Raw genomic sequence first — 18,835 nt, 5'->3', positions numbered from 1 at the left:
AACCACCCGCCCGTCGGCAGCCACTCCTCGGCGAGCGAGCACCCTTGCCGTCCGGTCACCCCTCCCGTCCGGTCATCCCTTCCTTACGGTCATCCCTCCGACGCCGGCTCCACGTCCCTGAGGAGCTGTCCGAAGGCCGCCTCGTCGACGACCGGGGTCCCGAACTGCCGTGCCTTGACGACCTTGGAGGTGCCCGAGTCCGGGTCGTTGGTGACGAGGAGGCTGGTCAGCCGGGAAATGCTGCCGGCGACATGCAGGCCTGCCTCGACCGCCCGGTCCTCCAGCAGCTCGCGCTCGGTCGAGGTGTCCCCGGAGAACGCGATCCGCATGCCCTGTTTGAGAGGCTTGCTGTCCTCGTACCGCCCGGGGTTCGGATACGGGCAGGCGGGCCGCTTGCGGGCGGGCCGCCAACTGGTCGGCCGGTAGCTGCCGTAGCCCGCCTGCTGCCGGGGCACCGCATGGTCGGTCCACTCGGTCAGCGGCCGGCACTCGTGCAGCGGCAGCCGCACGCTGCGGGCGGCCGCGGCGTGCAGGCTCGGCCGGAACGCCTCCGCGAGCACGCGCGCGTCGTCGAGGGCGTGGTGCGCCCGCTGTTGGACGACGCCGAAGTGGGCCGCGAGCGACTCCAGCTTGTGGTTGGGCAACGGAAGCCCGAGCTCCTTGGACAGGACGATGGTGCACAGCCGTTGACGTACCGGCGCCTCACGCTTGGCGCGCGCGTACTCCCGGGCGATCATCTGCCAGTCGAAGACGGCGTTGTGCGCGACCAGCACCCGGTTCTCCAGGCGGGTCGAGAACTCCTCGGCGATGTCCTGGAAGAGGGGCGCGTCGCGCAGGGTGTCGCTCGTCAGACCGTGGATCCACACAGGTCCCGGGTCGCGCTCCGGGTTGACCAGCGTGTACCAGTGGTCCTCGACCTCGCCGCGGGAGTCCAGCCGGTACACGGCCGCGGAGATTATCCGGTCGTCCCGGGCAAGGCCGGTGGTCTCCACGTCAACGACCGCGTACCCCTGGGGATATGCGGTCGGCCACGCCGTGGGGGAGGACGCTGCGGTCGTGTGGTCTTCGAGCATGGTCCCTGAGGATACGGGCCGCGACTGACAGTCCCTCACGGCGGCGTCGGTACCGGGCCCGCGGCGGCGGGGGTGCGATCCTCCGGAGGTGACCGACGAGGGTGTGAGTGGACCGGCGCACGGCGAGGCGCACGGCGGAGCGCTCGGCGCCCGCCTCAACTGGCTGCGGGCGGCCGTCCTGGGGGCGAACGACGGCATCGTCTCCACGGCGGGGCTGGTGGTGGGTGTGGCGGGCGCCACGAGCGACCGGGAGGCGTTGCTGACGGCGGGCCTGGCAGGGTTGCTGGCCGGGTCCATGTCCATGGCGGCGGGGGAGTACGTGTCCGTCTCGACCCAGCGTGACTCCGAGCAGGCCGCGTTGGCCGTGGAGAAGCGGGAGTTGAGGGAACAGCCGGAGGCGGAGCTGGAGGAGCTGACGGAGCTTCTGGAGGAACGGGGCCTGTCGCGTGACGTGGCCCTCGAGGCGGCTCGGCAGCTGACGGAACGGGACGCGCTGCGCGCCCACGCGCGTGTGGAGCTCGGCATCGATCCGGACGACCTGACGAATCCCTGGCATGCGGCCTGGGCGAGCTTCCTGGCGTTCACGGCGGGAGCGGTACTGCCACTGCTCGCGATCGTGCTGCCGGAAGCGGGGTGGCGGGTGCCGGTGACCGTGGTGTCCGTACTGGGGGCGTTGGTGCTCACCGGGTGGAGCAGCGCACGGTTGGGGGCGGCGGCTCCGGGGCGGGCGGTGCTGCGCAATGTCGTGGGCGGGGCGCTGGCGATGGGGGTCACGTACGGGGTGGGGGCGCTGTTGGGGGCGGCGGGGGTCGGTTGACGAAGTGGCGGTCCTGCGGGAGGAGGCCGGCGGCGGCGCGCGCGGGCCGAGTCCAAGTCGGCCACCGGGCACCGTGGTTGATCCGTCGGCTCCGGCAGCGACCGCACCGGATTCGGGGCCGGCCCCGCAGACGGTCGCGGCCTCCCTTGGCGGAGATCACCAAGAAGCAAGCGCGTGCCACCGTCAATACTTGTAAGTAACAACGTCTAGCCGTGCCCGACCGGCGGTTCTACGGTGCACGCATGCCCAACCTCCCCGACGTCGTGGTCTGGTCCATACCGGCCTTCGTACTGCTCACCGTGATCGAGATGATCAGCGTCCGGCTCCATCCCGACGCCGAAGGTGCCGCGGCCGGTTACGAGACGAAGGACGCCGCCACCAGCATCGGCATGGGCCTCGGCAGCCTCGTCTTCGACTTCCTGTGGAAGATCCCGATCGTCGCGCTCTACACGGCCCTCTACGAGTTCACCCCGCTCCGTGTACCGGTCCTGTGGTGGACGGTCCCCCTGATGCTGCTCGCGCAGGACTTCTTCTACTACTGGTCCCACCGCGGCCACCACGTCGTCCGCATCCTGTGGGCCTGTCACGTCGTCCACCACTCCAGCCGGAAGTTCAATCTCACCACCGCGCTGCGCCAGCCCTGGACGACCCTGACCGTCTGGCCGTTCTACGTCCCCCTCGTCGCCGCCGGTGTCCACCCGGCCGCGCTCGCCTTCTGCTCCTCCGCGAACCTCGTCTACCAGTTCTGGATCCACACCGAACGCATCGACAAGATGCCCCGTTGGTTCGAGTTCGTGTTCAACACCCCGTCCCACCACCGCGTCCACCACGCCTCCCAGGGAGGCTATCTGGACCGCAACTTCGGCGGGATCCTCATCATCTGGGACCGGCTCTTCGGTTCGTTCGTCGCCGAGACCGAACGGCCTGTCTATGGGTTGACCAAGAACATCAACACGTTCAACCCGATCAAGGTGGCCACCCACGAGTACGTCGCGATCATCAAGGACGTCAAGAGGGCGAGCAGTTGGCGGGAGCGCGCCGGCCGGATCTTCGGGGGTCCGGGCTGGGCCCCGACACCGGCGCCGGACACGGCCGAGGAAACCGTGTCCGCGTGAGCCCGGCGAGCACCCACCGCACCCGCTCCGCACTCCTCGCGGCCTTCGCCCTCGCCACCGCCGTCGACCTCGTCTCCCTGGCCGTGGGCCTCGACCCCGGGCACACCGTCGCCAAGCCCCTGCTGATGCCGCTCCTGACCGCATACGCCCTTGCGTCCGGCGCACCCCGGCTCCTCGCCGCCGCGCTGCTGTGCGGCTGGGGCGGTGACGTCCTGCTGTTGTCCGACGCCGACCCCGCCTTCCTCGCGGGCATGACCTGCTTCGCGGCCGGCCACGTCTGCTACCTCGCGCTCTTCAAGGGGTACGGCAGCCCACACGCGCGCGTGGCCGTCCTCGCACCCGCCTACGCCGTCGCCCTGGTCGTCACCGTCGTAGCACTGTGGCCGGACCTGCCCGCCGAACTCCGCGTGCCCGTCGCGGGCTACAGCGTGCTGCTGACGGCGATGGCGTGCGCGTCGGCCGTGCGGTTCGGACTCGTCGCCGGGCTCGGCGGCTCGCTCTTCCTGCTCTCGGACACCCTCATCGCGACCGGCGTCGCCGACTGGCCCCAGCTGCCGCGTCCCGATCTCTGGATCATGCTCACGTACATCGCCGGGCAGTTCCTGCTGGTCACCGGCGTCCTGCGTACCCTCGAAGCGCGTTCGCGGCCGAGGGCGACATACGGCGAGGTGCGCTCGACCACACCCTGAGCGCCAGTCCGTAGCGACATCCCCGAGCCGCTGCCCGACGGGCTGTACGGCACCGCCGGCTATGCGGCTATGCGGCTATGCGGCAGGGCGGCGATGGATGAACGCGTGCCCTCAAGATGCTCGTGGCCGACCGGAGACGCCGCGACATCACCAGCGGATCGGATGCGGCAGGGCCGTCAGCAACCCCGAGATCACGACCACCAGCGCCAGCGCGACGACCTCCAGCCGCGCGGGGACACAGACGGTCAGCGGGTCGGGGGCGCGGCGCAGCCGGGTCCGGGCCCACAGGGCGAGCGCGGCGACGACCGCCACGAGGAGCATCTTGGCGAGCAGGACGCGCCCATAGGCCGTGTCCGTCAGCTGTTCCAGGATCGTGCCCGGAGGCATCCGGCGCAGCGAACTCCAGACGCCTGTCGCGGTGATGGCGGCGAGCAGAACGGCCGCCAAGCGCGCGTAGAGCCCGATCAGCGCCGCGCCCCACACGGCGGAGCCCGACTCCGAGAAGCCCCCGGGACCGGCGGGGCCCGACTCCGCGGCACCCCAGTGGCGCAATGTCCGCAGCACATGCAGCAGTCCGCCCGCCCACAGCGCCGCGCAGGTCAGATGGACCAGCGTCAGCCCGGAGCCGATCAGCGGACTGTGCTCGGCCGGGGGATGGGCGCGCAGGGCCTCCGCCATGATCACGGCGGCCAGGGGCCACACCTGGAGGGCCGGTCGGGCCGAGCGGGCGCACAGAGCGGCCACGAGGAACGCGTTGACCTCCAGCAGGGCCAACTTGCCGTCCCGCGACTGGTACAGGCCGCCGACGTCGATCTCGGAGAGGCTGTGCGGCACCAGATTGCCGGTCGCCACGACCGAGGCGAGACCGAGTGCGGCGACGAGACCGGCGGCAACCGCGTAGGGAGCCCAGGAGCGTGGCGCGTACGGGGGAGCGCCGGGCACCGAGCGGGCCAGCCGGGCCGCGAACAGCTCGCCCAGGGGCACACACAGCGCCGCGAACAGCACCGTCCGCAGCAGGGCCACGCCACCCGCACCGGGCGCTGCGGCCTCCCCGGTGCCGTGCAGTGCGGCTGATGGGCCGAACAGGGGTATCAGTACGGCCAGGACCACCAGGACGAGGACGGCGATCGCCCGGCCGGGGCCGGGCCGCCGCGCGGGTCCGTGTGGGTCGGTCACCTCGTCTGTGGGTCTTATCAAGGTCATCTCACGATCTTGACCAGAACGGACGGAACCGGGCAACTGCAGGGAATCGGGTGTCGATATGACATTCCGTGCACGAATACGCTCCCGCTCCGGCCGTCGCTCACGCCCAGCGCGCGGCCTCAGTGCCCCATGGCGCCGGTGGCCGGGCCCAGTTTTCCGGGCCGCCTTCGAAGGAGACCGGCGACAGCGCGTACCGCAGTCGCCCGAGCGCACTGTCCGCCTCCGACAACCACGCCTTTGGGCCGTCGTACGAGTCGTGCCCGGCGTCCCTCGTGTCCATGCCGTCCACGCCGTCCATGCCGTCCACGCCGTCCACGCCGTTCATGCCGTCCGTCAGCCACTGGGCCGTCCGTGTCAGGGCCAGCCGCACGAACCGGCTCCCGCCTTCCTGCGACTGCTCGGTCAGTGCCCGCAGCACGGCGGCCGCCAGAAGGTAGCCCGTCCCGTGGTCGAGGGCCTGCGCGGGCAGCGCGCCCGGCCGTTGCGCCGACCCCTCCAGTACGGCGATCCCGGTGGCCGCCTGCACGAGGCTGTCGAAGCCCCGCCGTTCACACCACGGCCCGTACGCACCCCACGCCGACAACTGCGCCACGACCACCCCGGGCCGTCGCTCCGCCAGTGCCTCGGGGGACAGCCCGAACCGGTCCAGCGCACCCGGCCGGTACCCGGTGACGACCACGTCCGCCGCCGCGAGGAGCTCCTCGAAGGTCTGCCGGTCGGCGGCCAGGTCGAGGGCCGCCGACCGTTTCCCGAAGCCCGTGTCGGCGTGCTGGTCCGGCAGTTCGGGGAGCCGGGGCGCGTCCAGGCGCAGTACGTCCGCGCCGAGCAGGGCGAGGGTGCGCGTAGCGACCGGGCCCGCGAGGACCCGCGTCAGATCCAGAACCCGCAGTCCGGCCGCCGGAAGCAGGGCGGCGGCGTCGATCGGCGTGAGCGTACGTACGCGTGCCGCGTCCAGCCGTCCCTGTTCGACCAGGGGCCGCTTCGCCACCTCGGCCGCCTGCGGGTGCGCGGCCCACTCCTCGGGAGAACGCAGTGCCACGGCGAGACCGCCGGCCGCGTACACGGCTTCCTCGACGTCGAGGGCCGACCGCTCGGCTAGCGCCGCCTCGACGGCCGCCACGTCCTCCGGCACCCTCAGCACGTCGAGCAGACGCGCACGATGGTGCGGGTAGTTCGCGTGGGTCCGCACCCACCCGTCCGCCGTCCGCCAGAACCGTGAAAGGGGTGCGAAGGCGACGGGCGCGCGACCGTTGATCAGTAGATGACGCTCGCTCAGGAAAGCCGTGGCGACCGCCCCGTCGTCCACCCGCACCGTCGGCACCTCGGCGAGCCCGGCCCTGCGCGCCCCCAGTTCGGCGGCGGCCGACGCGCACTCGGCCACACAGGCACGCGCGAGCTCCTGCACGGGAAGGCGCCCCTGAAGAGCGCCCTCCCGCATCACCAGCTTGATATCAGTCATGACTGCACTATGCAGCATTGATCACAGTATTGACTGAATCAATATATTGACGAGTGCTGATCGCCCCGTCCGGCTACTTCGTCACCGCGTCCAGAGCGTCCACAGTGCCCCAGCCGTAGAAGCCGTTGCGGTTCTTCGACCCCTCGCACACCGCGTCGACCTTGCCGTCGCCGTTGATGTCGTACGGGTCCGTGCACGGTGTGGCGTCCGCCTCCGCGTACAGCAGAGCCTTCACCAGGGCCGGCGGGGCGTAGGGGTGTGTCGACTTGATCAGGGCGGCCACGGCCGCGACGTGCGGCGAGGCCATCGACGTACCGGCCATGTAGCCCCACTTGCCGCCGGGCAGCGTGCCCAGGATCAGACCGCTGGTCGCGGGCGGCTTGGGCGTCTGGTAGGCCGTCGAGTCGCCGCCCGGTGCGGCGACGTCGATGACGCCCAGGCCGTAGTTGGAGAAGGACGACTTGATGCCCTTCGCGCCCGTCGCCGCGACCGTCACGACACCCGGCAGCTGGGTCGGTATGTCGAAGCACTCGGAGGGGTCGATGACCCGGTCCGAGGGGGTGCCGTCGTTGGGCGAGACAGGGTCGGTGATCTCGTCGGCCGCGAGGTCGTAGTTCTCGTTGCCGGCCGCGGCCACATTGACCACGCCCTTCTTCTCCGCGTACCGCGAGGCCCGGGTGATGGCGTCCACGAGCGCCTTCTGGTCCGGGTCGTCGGTGCAGTTGAAGTACCAGGGGTCCGTGTAATAGCTGTTGTTGGTGACGTCGACACCATGGGTGGCCGCCCACATGAAGCCGCAGACCACGGCCTCCGTGTAGAAGTAGCCGGCGGTGGTCGAGACCTTGATGCCCGCCACCTTCACGCCCGGCGCCACGCCCGTCATGCCGACGCCGTTCTTGGCGGCCGCGATCTCACCGGCCACATGTGTGCCGTGCGGGCTCTCCGCGGCGCTCGGCCGCCACGCCCCGTCGGTGGTGTCCGGCTTGCCCGTCACACAGTTGACCGACGCGGCCCGGTCGAAGTTCGGCGCGAGGTCCGGGTGGGTGTCGTCCACACCGGTGTCGATCACGGCGACGGTCACCTTGCTGCTGCCGAGCGACTTCTCGTGGGCCTTGTCCGCCTTGATGGCGGGCAGGTCCCACTGCAACGACTCCAGCGGGTCCTGACCGGCGGTGGCGGCCGTCTTCGCCGCGGCGACCTCCGTCGCGCTCAGCGTCCTCGGCGTCCCCAGGTCGTCCGTCGACTGCGCGGGCAGCGGCGCGTTGCGCGTGTTGCCCGCCGACTCGACGCCGCGGACCTTGCGGATCGTCTTGGCGAAGTCGGGGTTCGACGAGTGGACGACGATCACGCCGATCCGGTCGTACGACGTCACGATCGTGCCGCCGGCCTGGCCGATGGCCTTCTTCACCTGAGCGGAAGGAGCATGCCCGGAACGGACGTTGACGACATAGCTGAGCGCCGTCCCGTCCGCGTCGGCGGAGGCGAGGATGTCGTTCACGGCGCCGGTGACACCGGCCACGGTGCCGGGAACGTCGGCCGCGGACGCCGTGGCGCCCGGCAGGAAGGCCATGGCTGTCGCCATCGTCATGCCGAGCGGGATCGCGATCGCGCGCCGATAGCGCGAGTGGGGCCCTGTCATGATGAAGATCTCTCCAGTTCGTTCTCGGTACAAGCGGTCCGTGCGGGTGGTTCCGTGGCTGCCGACCGGCGGGTCACTTGACCGCGCGCAGCGCGTTGACGATGCCGAAGCCGTAGAAGCCGTTGGCCCGGGTGCCGCCCTCGCACACCGCGTCCTGCGTCCCGTCACCGTTCTGGTCGTACGACGCCGGGCAGCTCGTGGCGTTCGCCTGTGCCTTGAGCAGCGCCTGCAGCTGGGCCGGGTTCGCCTTCGGGTGCGTCGACTTCAGCAGCGCGGCGACGCCCGCGGCGTGCGGCGAGGCCATCGAGGTGCCCTGAAGGAAGCCGTACCCGCCGTTCGGCAGGGTGGACAGGATGCGGCCGTTCTGCGAGGGCGTGTCCGGGATCTGGTAGAGCCGGTCGCCACCGGGCGCCGCGATGTCGATGACACCCTTGCCGTACGAGGAGTAGTACGACTTGAGGTTCTTGACGCCGGTCGCGCTGACCGTGACGACACCCGGCAGCTGTGTCGGCACGTCGAAGCACTCGTGCGGGTCGACGGTCCGGTTCACCGGTGTCGAGTCGTCGGGGCTCGACGCGTCGACGATCGCGTCGGAGTCCAGGTCGTGGTTGGAGTTGCCCGCCGACGCCAGGTTGAGCGTGCCCTTCTTCTGGGCGTACAACTGCGCCCTGTTGACCGAGTCAACAATGGCCCGCTGATCGGGATCGTCCATGCAGTTGTACAGCCATGGATCAACGTAGTAGCTGTTGTTCGTGATCTCGACGCCGTGGTCGGCGGCGAACACGAACGCGCACACGACGCTCTCCGGGTAGAAGAGGCCGTTGCTCCGGTCGGTCACGTTGATGGCCGACACCTTCACGCCGGGGGCGACCCCGGCCACACCGATGCCGTTACGGGCCGCGGCTATCTCACCGGCCACGTGCGTGCCGTGGTAGTCGTCCGCGGTGTACGGCCGCCAGGCGCCCGCGGTGGTGTCCGGGACACCACCGTCGCAGTTGGCCGACTGGGAGGCGGAGAAGTTCGGCGCGATGTCGGGGTGGGTGTCGTCGACACCGGTGTCGATCACGGCGACGGTCACCTTGCGGCTACCCGGGTTGATCTTGGCCGCCTTGTCGGCGCCTATCGCACGCAGGTCCCACTGGTCGGCCTCGAGAGGCTCACTGTCCGGCGTGGCGGCCGAGGACTTCGCGACCTTCGCGGCCTGCGCGTCCGACAGGACCTGGACCGCGCCCTCGTCCGTCGTGCCCGCCGGGGTCAGCGGCGAGGTGCGGGTGGCACCGGCCGACTGCACTCCGCGCACCGTGCGGATCCGCTGGGCGAAGTCCGCGTCGGACGAGTGGACCACGATCACGCCGATCTTCTCGTACGTGATCACGACGGTGCCGCCGGCCTTCGGGATCGCCCGCCGCACCGACGCGATCGTGCGGTGGTCCACCTTGGTGTTGACGACGTACGACAGATTCGTCGCGTCCGCGGCCCGTGCGGTGGACTGCGCGGCGGGAGCCGCCGAGGCCGCCGAGGGCAGGAAGCCGAGCGAGGCCGTGAGGGACAGCACGACGGGCACGGCGAGCGCGAGGCCGGATCCTGAACGTGCCGAACGTCTGGAACGCGGCTGGGACATGGGGTCTCCACATCATCCGGAAACGAAACCTGCCCGAGCCACAGGTGGTGTTCGGGCAGGTACATGACGGTTGGTTCAGGCCGAAGCTATCTCCCGAAGTCGCTGGCCAGCAATGACTTCCCCAAGGTGAGTTAGGAAAGAAGCAAAGTGAGTTGAACCGGGCCCAGCGCGGCGCCGTGACCTTGAACAGGGAACGCGAGGACACTCGCCCCCGATCCCCGTCACCACCGCACCCGCAACGCGAGGAGAGATCGTGTCCACCGACGCACCGCCCCCCTCGAAAGAGCAGCACAAACTCCCCACCACCGCGGAGTTCACCGAGGTTCAGGAGAGCGCGGAGTTCGGTGAACTGCGCCGCTCCTACCGCTCCTTCGCCTTCCCGCTGACCGTCGGCTTCATCGCCTGGTACCTGCTGTACGTCCTGCTGTCCAACTACGCGGGCGACTTCATGGGCACCAAGGTCGTCGGCAACATCAACGTGGCCCTGGTCCTGGGCCTCGGGCAGTTCCTCACCACCTTCCTCATCGCCTGGTGGTACTCACGCGTCGCCGCCGCCAAGTTCGACCCCAAGGCCGACGCCATCAAGTCCCGGATGGAGGGCGGCGCATGAGCCCCGCGATCACCCTGGCGGCCGGAGAGGCCAGCCAGCACCGGCCGCTGATCATCAGCCTGTTCGCCGTGTTCGTCCTCGCGACCCTCGTCATCACCGTCTGGGCCGGCCGGCAGACCAAGGACGCGGCCGACTTCTACGCGGGCGGACGCCAGTTCACCGGCTTCCAGAACGGCCTCGCCGTCTCCGGCGACTACATGTCCGCCGCTTCCTTCCTCGGCATCGCGGGCGCCATCGCCCTCTTCGGCTACGACGGCTTCCTGTACTCCGTCGGCTTCCTGGTCGCCTGGCTCGTCGCCCTGCTCCTGGTCGCCGAACCGCTGCGCAACTCCGGCCGCTACACGATGGGCGACGTCCTCGCCTACCGGATGCGCCAGCGCCCGGTCCGTACGGCGGCCGGCACCTCCACCATCGTCGTCTCGATCTTCTACCTGCTGGCCCAGATGGCGGGCGCGGGCGTCCTGGTCTCCCTGCTCCTCGGCATCACCAGCGACGCCGGCAAGATCGGCGTCGTCGCCCTGGTCGGCGTCCTGATGATCGTGTACGTCACCATCGGCGGCATGAAGGGCACCACCTGGGTCCAGATGGTCAAGGCCGTACTGCTGATCGCGGGCGCCCTGCTGCTGACCTTCCTGGTGCTGCTGAAGTTCGACTTCAACGTCTCCGACCTGCTCGGCTCCGCCGCCGACAACAGCGGCAAGGGCGCGGCCTTCCTGGAACCGGGCCTGAAGTACGGCGCCACGGGCACCACCAAGCTGGACTTCATCTCGCTCGGCATCGCCCTGGTCCTCGGCACCGCCGGCCTGCCGCACATCCTGATCCGCTTCTACACGGTTCCCACCGCCAAGGCGGCCCGTAAGTCGGTCATCTGGGCCATCGGCCTCATCGGCGCCTTCTACCTGATGACCCTCGCCCTCGGGTTCGGCGCCGCCGCGCTCATCAAGCCGGACGAGATCATCGCCTCCAACAAGGCGGGCAACACCGCGGCGCCACTGCTGGCACTGCATCTGGGCGGCGTCGACTCCAACTGGGGCGCGATCCTGCTGGCCACCATCTCGGCGGTCGCCTTCGCCACCATCCTCGCGGTCGTCGCCGGCCTCACCCTGGCCTCGTCCTCGTCCTTCGCGCACGACATCTACGCCAACGTCATCAAGCGCGGTCAGGCCACCGAGAAGCAGGAGATGAGCGCGGCCCGCTGGGCGACCGTCGGCATCGGCGCCGTCTCCATCCTGCTGGGCGCCCTCGCCCGCGACCTGAACGTCGCAGGGCTCGTCGCCCTCGCCTTCGCGGTCGCCGCCTCCGCCAACCTGCCGACGATCATCTACAGCCTCTTCTGGAAGCGGTTCACCACCTCCGGAGCCCTGTGGTCGATCTACGGCGGCCTCGTCACGGCGGTCGGCCTGGTGCTGTTCTCGCCGGTCGTCTCCGGCAAGCCCAGCTCGATGTTCCCGGACGTCGACTTCCACTGGTTCCCGCTGGAGAACCCGGGGATCATCTCCATCCCGGTCGGCTTCCTGCTCGGCATCATCGGCACCTACCTGTCCAAGGAGGAGCCCGACAAGGGCAAGTACGCGGAGCTGGAGGTCCGGTCACTGACCGGCACCGGCGCCCACTGACACACCCCGTGAGCGGCCGCGTCGTAGGTCTCTACGACGCGGCCGCCCCGTACGTCGTGGGATCGGGCCCTGTCGATGTCAGTGACGTCACGTAGGCTCGCAAGTGACGGAAACGAAGAATCCCGCACTGATCCGCGACGAGGGAGGGGGCCCACGTGCTCATCGACACCTACGGCCGGGTGGCCACCGACCTGCGCGTCTCGCTGACCGACCGGTGCAATCTGCGGTGCACGTACTGCATGCCGGAAGAGGGCCTGCAGTGGCTGGCCAAGCCCGATCTGCTGACCGACGACGAGATCGTCCGCCTGATCGACATCGCCGTCACCTCCCTCGGTATCGAGGAGGTCCGCTTCACCGGCGGTGAGCCTCTGCTGCGCCCGGGTCTCGTCGGCATCGTCGAGCGGGTCGCGGCCCTGGACCCGCGCCCCCAGATGTCCCTGACGACGAACGGCATCGGCCTCAAGCGCACCGCGACCGCCCTGAAGGCCGCCGGCCTGGACCGGGTCAACGTCTCCCTCGACACCCTGCGCCCGGACGTCTTCAAGACCCTCACCCGCCGCAACCGCCACCAGGACGTCCTGGAAGGCCTCGACGCCGCCCGCGAGGCGGGCCTGACCCCCGTCAAGGTGAACTCGGTCCTGATGCCGGGGCTCAACGACGACGAGGCCCCGGACCTCCTGGCGTGGGCGGTGGAGCACGACTACGAGCTGCGCTTCATCGAGCAGATGCCCCTGGACGCCCAGCACGGCTGGAAGCGCGACGGCATGATCACCGCCGGGGACATCCTGACCTCCCTGCGCACCCGCTTCGACCTCACGGAAGAGGGCTCACAGGAGCGGGGCTCGGCGCCCGCGGAGCGCTGGCTGGTCGACGGCGGGCCGCACCGCGTGGGCGTCATCGCCTCGGTCACCCGCCCGTTCTGCGCGGCCTGCGACCGCACTCGCCTCACGGCCGACGGCCAGATACGCACGTGCCTGTTCGCCCGCGAGGAGACCGACCTGCGAGCGGCCCTGCGCTCCGACGCCGGTGACGAGGAGATCGCCCGCATCTGGCGCGAGGCGATGTGGGGCAAGAAGGCGGGAGCGGGCCTTGACGACCCGACGTTCGTCCAGCCGGACCGTCCCATGTCGGCGATCGGCGGCTAGTCACGGCCAGGGCTTGCGGCGAAAGCCTTCTAGGCCCCTTCGGGAGCCTGCCACTCCCCGAACTTCACGACGTCCTTGAGGAACCCGCGCACCCCGAGGAACTGCGACAGATGCTCCCGGTGTTCCTCACAGGCAAGCCACGTCTTGCGCCGCTCCGGCGTGTGAATCTTCGGGTTGTTCCACGCGAGCACCCAGACCGCGTCGGCACGACAGCCCTTGGCGGAACAGACAGGGATTTCGTCACTCACGGATTCGTCTCACAAGCGGGGGAAAAGGCGACGCCGAGCAGCCACGGGGGGAGCTGCCCGGCGTCGGTCTGTCGCTCCGACGGGGGATGCGGAGCGCGTACGAAGTATGTCACGGGTAACCCTTGGCCCGGCACTGGAACAACATGATTGATCTGAGCTTTTCTTGAGCTTGGGGCTGAGAACACCTCTCACGTCTGCTCGTGCGGTTCCCCCCGTGCACGCGACGCCGACCCGCCCGCGCCGTCCTCCGGTGCGGGTTCCGCGGAGTCCCCTTCCGCCCGCGGCGGCGCGATCATCGGCCGCATCGGGACGGTCACGAAGGTCGACGGCAGAGAGGGTGCGTTCTCCCGCCCCGCGTTGGCGATGACGACGGAGATATAGGGCAGAACGGCCCCGAGCACCAGCGCGACGATCGCGACGTGCCGTTCCACGTTCCAGAGGGTGGTCGCGAGCACCACCGACACCGTACGGGCCGTCATCGAGATGACGTACCGGCGCTGACGTCCCCGCACATCGTCCTGAAGGCTCGAGCGGGCTCCGGTGATCCGGAACACCTCGGCGCTGCCGCCGCCATGCTGCTTCCGCATCACGTTCCACCATCCGCCCGCATCGGACTCTCCCCACCGCGCATCCGCTCCGGACCCGGTGGAGATACCGGGTACGGACGCCTTCCACGTTACGCCGCGCCTGCGCCGCCTACGAGACCGGGGCATCTCGCGCCCGGGCGAACGACCTCACCCGCGGCACGTACGGACGCACCCGACATGCGCCGTACCGGGAACGGACCGACACTGGCCCTAATGCTCACGTAGAGCCGTACGAGGAGGCAGCCATGGGCTGGTTGTGGGCGATCATCGTGGGATTCGTGCTGGGTCTGATCGCGAAAGCGATCATCCCCGGAAAACAGCACAGTCCCCTCTGGCTGACCACCATCTTCGGCATGCTGGGAGCCATCGTCGGCAATGCCGTCGCACGGTGGGCGGGCGTCGACGCGACCTCCGGCATCGACTGGAGCCGCCACGCGTTCCAGCTGATCGCCGCGGTCATCATCGTCGGCGTAGGCGACATGCTCTACATGGCGACGCTGGGCAAGCGGAAACAGCGGACCTGAGAGCCCGAACGACGAAGGGGGCACCCTCCACCCGGAGGATGCCCCCTTCGTCGTACCAGGACTACGCGGAGGTGACCTCGACCGCCGCCAGGTTCTTCTTGCCCCGGCGCAGCACCAGCCAGCGACCGTGCAGCAGGTCCTCCTTGGCCGGGACGGCGTCCTCGGCGGTGACCTTGACGTTGTTCACGTAGGCCCCGCCCTCCTTCACCGTCCGCCGGGCGGCCGACTTGCTGGCCACCAGACCGACCTCGGCGAACAGGTCCACGACGGCGCCCAGCTCGGTGACCCGGATGTGCGGAACCTCCGAGAGGGCCGCGGTCAGTGTCCGCTCGTCGAGACCCGTCAGCTCGCCCTGCCCGAAGAGGGCACGGCTCGCGGCGATCACCGCTGCCGTCTGGTCGGCGCCGTGCACCAGCGTCGTCAGCTCCTCGGCCAGTGCGCGCTGCGCGGCCCGGGCCTGCGGACGCTCCTCGGTCTGCTTCTCCAACTCCTCCAGGTCCGCACGGGACTTGAACGACAGGATGCGCATGTACGTCGAGACGTCCCGGTCGTCGACGTTCAGCCAGAACTGGTAGAACGCGTACGGCGTCGTCATCTCGGCGTCGAGCCAGATGGCGCCGCCCTCGGTCTTGCCGAACTTGGTGCCGTCCGCCTTGACCATCAGCGGCGTCGCCAGACAGTGCGCCTCGGCCTCGGGCTCCAGCTTGTGGATCAGGTCGAGACCCGCGGTGAGGTTGCCCCACTGGTCGCTGCCGCCCTGCTGGAGCGTGCAGCCGTACCGCCGGTAGAGCTCCAGGAAGTCCATGCCCTGGAGCAGTTGGTAGCTGAACTCCGTGTAGCTGATGCCCTCCTGGGACTCCAGCCGGCGCGCGACCGAGTCCTTGGTCAGCATCTTGTTGACGCGGAAGTGCTTGCCGATGTCCCGGAGGAACTCGATGGCCGACATCCCGGCCGTCCAGTCCAGGTTGTTCACCATGACCGCGGCGTTCTCGCCCTCGAAGGACAGGAACGGTTCGATCTGCCCGCGCAGCCGGCTCACCCAGGTCGCGATGGTCTCCGGGTCGTTCAGCGTGCGCTCCGCCGTGGGGCGCGGGTCGCCGATCTGGCCGGTCGCCCCGCCCACCAGGGCCAGCGGGCGCAGACCGGCCTGCTGGAGCCGGCGCATGGTGAGGACCTGGACCAGGTGGCCGACGTGCAGGCTGGCCGCCGTGGGGTCGAAGCCGCAATAGAACGTGACGGGACCGTCCGCGAGCGCCTTGCGCAAAGCGTCCTCGTCAGTGGACAGGGACCACAGTCCTCGCCACTTCAGCTCGTCGACGATGTCCGTCACGGTTCTCGCATCTCCTCGAAAGATCCTCGGGCAGTCGAGTGACTACCGGTTACGAGGTTATACGCCCTGACTGACAGAACTCATATTGAAATCCGGCACCCGCAGCGCCGGCATCGCGGCCCTGGTGAAGTAGTCGCTCCACTCCCTCGGCAGCGTCTTCTCCGTCCGCCCCGCCTCCGTCGCCCGCCCCAGCAGGCCGACCGGCGACTCGTTGAACCGGAAGTTGTTGACCTCACCGGTCACCTCGCCGTTCTCGACGAGGTACACGCCGTCCCGGGTCAGCCCGGTGAGCAGCAACGTGGCCGGGTCGACCTCGCGGATGTACCAGAGGCAGGTCAGCAGCAGCCCGCGTCCGGTGTTCGCGACCATGTCCTGCAGGGAGAGGTCCGAGCCCCCGTCGAGGACGAGGTTGCCGGCCGCCGGGGCGACGGGCAGCCCGGTCAGGCCCGCGCTGTGCCGGGTGGTCATCAGGTGTGCCAGTTCGCCCGCGCGGACCCAGTCGGTGGCCGCGACCGGCAGACCGTTGTCGAACACCGACTGGTCGCCCCCGGAGGAGTGCGCGACCACGAAGGGCGCGGACTCCAGGCCGGGCTCGTGCGGGTCGCTGCGCAGGGTCAGCGGCAGCTCGGTCAGCCTCTCGCCGACCCGGGTGCCACCGCCGGGCTTGGAGAACACCGTCCGCCCCTCGGCCGCGTCCCGCCCCGACGCCGACCACAGCTGGTAGATCAACATGTCCGCGACCGCGGTCGGCGGCAGCAGCGTCTCGTACCGCCCGGCGGGCAACGGGACGCGGCGCTCGGCCCATCCGAGGCGTACGGCGAGTTCGGCGTCCAGCGCCGCCGGGTCGACGTCCTTGAAGTCCCGCGTGGAGCGTCCGGCCCAGGCCGAGCGCGTACGGTCCGGCGACTTGGCGTTCAGCTCCAGCGTGCCGTTGGGCTGGTCGTGGCGCAGCCGCAGCCCCGTGGACGTGCCCATGTACGTCGACACGAGCTCGTGGTTGGCGAAGCCGTACAGCTCGCGGCCGCCCGCACGCGCGCGTGCGAAGGACTCGCCGAGCGCCGGGGCGAAGTCGACGAAGGCGGCCGAGGACGTCTCGGCGGGCGCGTCGGTGAAGTCGGGGGACTCCGGTACGCCCGAGACCAGCGGCTGGGCGTCCTCGGCGGGCGCGGCGCCGCGCGCGGCGGCCTCGGCGGCCCGCACCAGCGGCTCCAGCTCGTCGGCGGTCACGGCCGACCGCGAGACGACCCCGGAGGCGGTGCCCTCCTTGCCGTCGACGGTCGCGATGACCGTGAGCGTGCGCCCGCGCGTGACGCCGTTCGTGGTGAGCGCGTTGCCCGCCCAGCGCAGGTTGGCCGTCGACTGCTCGTCGGCGATCACGACACAGCCGTCGGCCCGGGACAGTGCGAGGGCCCGCTCGACGATCTCGTGCGGCTTGTTGGTGCGGGCGCTCATCGACCGGCCTCCTGAGTGGTGTTCAGAATGTTGACGCCCTTGAAGAGGGCCGAGGGGCAGCCGTGCGACACCGCTGCGACCTGCCCCGGCTGGGCCTTGCCGCAGTTGAAGGCGCCGCCGAGGACGTAGGTCTGCGGGCCGCCCACCGCGGCCATCGAGCCCCAGAAGTCGGTGGTGGTCGCCTGGTAGGCGACGTCCCGCAGTTGCCCGGTGATCCGCCCGTTCTCGATCCTGAAGAACCGCTGGCCGGTGAACTGGAAGTTGTAGCGCTGCATGTCGATCGACCAGGACCGGTCGCCGACGACGTAGATCCCGCGGTCCACGCTCCCGATCAGGTCCTGCGTCGACATCCCGGCCGGATCCGGCTGCAACGACACGTTGGCCATGCGCTGCACGGGCACATGCCCGGGGGAGTCGGCGTACGCGCACCCGTTGGACCGCTCGAACCCGGTCAGCTTCGCGATCCGCCGGTCCAGCTGGTACCCGACGAGCGTGCCGTCCTTCACCAGGTCCCAGGACTGGCCCTCGACGCCCTCGTCGTCGTAGCCGATGGTGGCGAGGCCGTGCTCGGCGGTGCGGTCACCGGTGACGTTCATCAGCTCGGAGCCGTACCGGAGCTTCCCGAGCTGGTCGAAGGTGGCGAAGGAGGTGCCGGCGTAGGCGGCCTCGTAGCCGAGCGCACGGTCCAGCTCGGTGGCGTGGCCGATGGACTCGTGGATGGTCAGCCACAGGTTGGACGGGTCGACGACGAGGTCGTACAGGCCCGACTCGACGCTCGGCGCGCGCATCTTCTCGGCGAGCAGTTCCGGGATCTGTTCGAGCTCGCTCTCCCAGTCCCAGCCGGTGCCCGTGAGGTACTCCCAGCCGCGCCCGACCGGCGGTGCGATGGTCCGCATGGAGTCGAACTCACCGCTCGACTCGTCGACGGAGACGGCCGTCAGCTGCGGGTGCAGCCGGACCCGTTGCTGCGTGGTCACCGTGCCCGCGGTGTCGGCGTAGAACTTGTTCTCGTGCACGGTGAGCAGCGAGGCGTCGACATGGTTGACCCCGTCCGCCGCCAGCAGCCGTGCGCTCCAGTCCGCGAGGAGTGCCGCCTTCTCCTCGTCGGGCACGGAGAACGGATCGATCTCGTACGACGAGATCCACGTACGGTCGGCGTGCACGGGCTCCCCGGCGAGCTCCACGCGCTCGTCGGACCCCGCCGCGCGGATCACCTGGGCGGAGAGCTTCGCCATGGCCACGGCCTGCGAGGCGACCTTGGCGGCGGCATCCAGTGTCAGGTCCACGCCGGACGCGAAGCCCCAGGTCCCGCCGTGCACGACCCGCACCGCGTACCCGAGGTCGGTGGTGTCCGAGGACCCGGACGGCTTGGCGTCCCTGAGCCGCCAGGACGCGCTGCGCACCCGCTCGAACCGGAAGTCCGCGTGCGCCGCGCCGAGCGCACGCGCGCGTGCCAGCGCGGCGTCGGCGAGGGCACGTAGGGGAAGCGCTGTGAAGGCTTCGTCGATGGTATGAGGCACCTGGGTCTCTTCCTGTCGGGGTGAGGGTGGGCGACGGCTGCTCCGATCATGTCGCGGCGGACGGTGCGCGGACCACACGTTTCCGACCGCTGTCCGCATCTTTCTGTAGGGACCCGACAGTGAGCCCCCTGAGCCACTGTCGGTGCCCGAATGTCCTCGGGAGGGAGCGGCCCGATAGGTTTTCGGA

Annotated in this window: 17 protein-coding genes; 7 read left to right on the top strand and 10 right to left on the bottom strand. The window is 70.0% G+C overall.

What is annotated here, in order from left to right; genetic code table 11:
- Positions 1 to 89 precede the first annotated feature (89 nt).
- Complete coding sequence (locus OHT57_RS11645) at positions 90 to 1,073, bottom strand: DEDDh family exonuclease (RefSeq protein ID WP_328746076.1); 984 nt, start codon at positions 1,071 to 1,073, stop codon at positions 90 to 92.
- Positions 1,074 to 1,161: 88 nt separating this feature from the next.
- On the opposite strand from OHT57_RS11645, the gene OHT57_RS11640 reads away from it, so the two are divergent.
- The 3 genes from OHT57_RS11640 (at position 1,162) to OHT57_RS11630 (ending at position 3,694) form a co-directional block, all read left to right on the top strand.
- Positions 1,162 to 1,890 carry a VIT1/CCC1 transporter family protein gene (locus OHT57_RS11640; RefSeq protein WP_443053441.1) on the top strand — a complete coding sequence of 243 codons (729 nt, stop codon included), beginning with the start codon at positions 1,162 to 1,164 and terminating at the stop codon, positions 1,888 to 1,890.
- 242 nt (positions 1,891 to 2,132) lie between these two features.
- Positions 2,133 to 3,005: a sterol desaturase family protein gene (locus OHT57_RS11635; RefSeq protein ID WP_328746075.1), complete on the top strand. Its 873-nt coding sequence runs from the start codon at positions 2,133 to 2,135 to the stop codon at positions 3,003 to 3,005.
- A complete protein-coding gene (locus tag OHT57_RS11630) occupies positions 3,002 to 3,694 on the top strand; it encodes a lysoplasmalogenase (protein ID WP_328746074.1) in 693 nt (230 codons plus the stop codon). Before OHT57_RS11635 ends, OHT57_RS11630 begins: the two co-directional genes overlap by 4 nt.
- Before the next feature lie 147 nt (positions 3,695 to 3,841).
- Here OHT57_RS11630 and OHT57_RS11625 read toward each other — a convergent pair whose 3' ends face one another.
- The 4 genes from OHT57_RS11625 to OHT57_RS11610 form a co-directional block, all read right to left on the bottom strand.
- Positions 3,842 to 4,897, bottom strand: coding sequence for a CopD family protein (locus OHT57_RS11625; RefSeq protein WP_328746073.1), 1,056 nt, complete (start codon positions 4,895 to 4,897; stop codon positions 3,842 to 3,844).
- A gap of 100 nt (positions 4,898 to 4,997) precedes the next feature.
- A complete protein-coding gene (locus OHT57_RS11620; RefSeq protein WP_443053440.1) occupies positions 4,998 to 6,356 on the bottom strand; it encodes a CoA transferase in 1,359 nt (452 codons plus the stop codon).
- 73 nt (positions 6,357 to 6,429) lie between these two features.
- Positions 6,430 to 7,995 carry a S8 family peptidase gene (locus OHT57_RS11615; protein WP_328746071.1) on the bottom strand — a complete coding sequence of 522 codons (1,566 nt, stop codon included), beginning with the start codon at positions 7,993 to 7,995 and terminating at the stop codon, positions 6,430 to 6,432.
- 73 nt (positions 7,996 to 8,068) lie between these two features.
- Entirely contained in the window at positions 8,069 to 9,616 is a 1,548-nt protein-coding gene (locus tag OHT57_RS11610; protein ID WP_328746070.1) for a S8 family peptidase, read from the bottom strand.
- A gap of 253 nt (positions 9,617 to 9,869) precedes the next feature.
- Here OHT57_RS11610 and OHT57_RS11605 point away from each other — a divergent pair, with 253 nt between their 5' ends.
- From OHT57_RS11605 to moaA, 3 genes are all read left to right on the top strand, one after another.
- The gene (locus OHT57_RS11605) at positions 9,870 to 10,226 is read left to right on the top strand and encodes a DUF485 domain-containing protein (protein ID WP_328746069.1); all 357 of its coding nucleotides are present in this window, start codon (positions 9,870 to 9,872) and stop codon (positions 10,224 to 10,226) included.
- Positions 10,223 to 11,842 carry a solute symporter family protein gene (locus tag OHT57_RS11600; RefSeq protein WP_328746068.1) on the top strand — a complete coding sequence of 540 codons (1,620 nt, stop codon included), beginning with the start codon at positions 10,223 to 10,225 and terminating at the stop codon, positions 11,840 to 11,842. The genes OHT57_RS11605 and OHT57_RS11600 overlap by 4 nt, the downstream gene beginning before the upstream one ends.
- A 155-nt stretch (positions 11,843 to 11,997) precedes the next feature.
- On the top strand, positions 11,998 to 12,987 hold the full coding sequence (gene moaA / locus OHT57_RS11595) for a GTP 3',8-cyclase MoaA (RefSeq protein WP_328746067.1): 990 nt from the start codon (positions 11,998 to 12,000) through the stop codon (positions 12,985 to 12,987).
- Positions 12,988 to 13,016: 29 nt separating this feature from the next.
- Here the strand turns inward: moaA and OHT57_RS11590 are convergent, their stop codons facing one another.
- Together OHT57_RS11590 and OHT57_RS11585 are read right to left on the bottom strand one after the other, a co-directional pair.
- Positions 13,017 to 13,235, bottom strand: a complete 219-nt coding sequence (locus tag OHT57_RS11590; protein WP_328746066.1) for a hypothetical protein — start codon at positions 13,233 to 13,235, stop codon at positions 13,017 to 13,019.
- Positions 13,236 to 13,423: 188 nt separating this feature from the next.
- Entirely contained in the window at positions 13,424 to 13,822 is a 399-nt protein-coding gene (locus OHT57_RS11585; RefSeq protein ID WP_328746065.1) for a DUF3099 domain-containing protein, read from the bottom strand.
- A gap of 245 nt (positions 13,823 to 14,067) precedes the next feature.
- On the opposite strand from OHT57_RS11585, the gene OHT57_RS11580 reads away from it, so the two are divergent.
- Positions 14,068 to 14,346 carry a GlsB/YeaQ/YmgE family stress response membrane protein gene (locus OHT57_RS11580; RefSeq protein WP_328746064.1) on the top strand — a complete coding sequence of 93 codons (279 nt, stop codon included), beginning with the start codon at positions 14,068 to 14,070 and terminating at the stop codon, positions 14,344 to 14,346.
- Between the two features lie 61 nt (positions 14,347 to 14,407).
- On the opposite strand, the gene tyrS is transcribed toward OHT57_RS11580, so the two are convergent.
- From tyrS to OHT57_RS11565, 3 genes are read right to left on the bottom strand one after another with little or no spacing between them, the layout of a single operon-like run.
- Positions 14,408 to 15,676, bottom strand: coding sequence for a tyrosine--tRNA ligase (gene tyrS, locus OHT57_RS11575; RefSeq protein ID WP_328746063.1), 1,269 nt, complete (start codon positions 15,674 to 15,676; stop codon positions 14,408 to 14,410).
- A gap of 57 nt (positions 15,677 to 15,733) precedes the next feature.
- Positions 15,734 to 17,128: a metallopeptidase TldD-related protein gene (locus OHT57_RS11570; protein WP_328746062.1), complete on the bottom strand. Its 1,395-nt coding sequence runs from the start codon at positions 17,126 to 17,128 to the stop codon at positions 15,734 to 15,736.
- Positions 17,125 to 18,648 carry a TldD/PmbA family protein gene (locus OHT57_RS11565; RefSeq protein ID WP_328746061.1) on the bottom strand — a complete coding sequence of 508 codons (1,524 nt, stop codon included), beginning with the start codon at positions 18,646 to 18,648 and terminating at the stop codon, positions 17,125 to 17,127. The genes OHT57_RS11570 and OHT57_RS11565 overlap by 4 nt, the downstream gene beginning before the upstream one ends.
- Positions 18,649 to 18,835 lie beyond the last annotated feature (187 nt).

Source organism: Streptomyces sp. NBC_00285 (assembly GCF_036174265.1).
Taxonomy (GTDB): Bacteria; Actinomycetota; Actinomycetes; order Streptomycetales; family Streptomycetaceae; genus Streptomyces.
Note: the sequence above shows the minus strand (reverse complement) of the source record. Positions and strands in the feature narration are given on the sequence as shown.

Excerpts from the sequence above, each read along its gene's own strand:
- OHT57_RS11645 (WP_328746076.1), bottom strand. The coding sequence starts at position 1,073 with ATGCTCGAAGACCACACGACCGCAGCGTCCTCCCCCACGGCGTGGCCG.
- OHT57_RS11635 (WP_328746075.1), top strand. The coding sequence starts at position 2,133 with ATGCCCAACCTCCCCGACGTCGTGGTCTGGTCCATACCGGCCTTCGTA.
- OHT57_RS11625 (WP_328746073.1), bottom strand. The coding sequence starts at position 4,897 with ATGACCTTGATAAGACCCACAGACGAGGTGACCGACCCACACGGACCC.
- OHT57_RS11620 (WP_443053440.1), bottom strand. The coding sequence starts at position 6,356 with ATGACTGATATCAAGCTGGTGATGCGGGAGGGCGCTCTTCAGGGGCGC.
- OHT57_RS11615 (WP_328746071.1), bottom strand. The coding sequence starts at position 7,995 with ATGACAGGGCCCCACTCGCGCTATCGGCGCGCGATCGCGATCCCGCTC.
- OHT57_RS11610 (WP_328746070.1), bottom strand. The coding sequence starts at position 9,616 with ATGTCCCAGCCGCGTTCCAGACGTTCGGCACGTTCAGGATCCGGCCTC.
- OHT57_RS11600 (WP_328746068.1), top strand. The coding sequence starts at position 10,223 with ATGAGCCCCGCGATCACCCTGGCGGCCGGAGAGGCCAGCCAGCACCGG.
- OHT57_RS11585 (WP_328746065.1), bottom strand. The coding sequence starts at position 13,822 with ATGCGGAAGCAGCATGGCGGCGGCAGCGCCGAGGTGTTCCGGATCACC.
- OHT57_RS11580 (WP_328746064.1), top strand. The coding sequence starts at position 14,068 with ATGGGCTGGTTGTGGGCGATCATCGTGGGATTCGTGCTGGGTCTGATC.
- OHT57_RS11570 (WP_328746062.1), bottom strand. The coding sequence starts at position 17,128 with ATGAGCGCCCGCACCAACAAGCCGCACGAGATCGTCGAGCGGGCCCTC.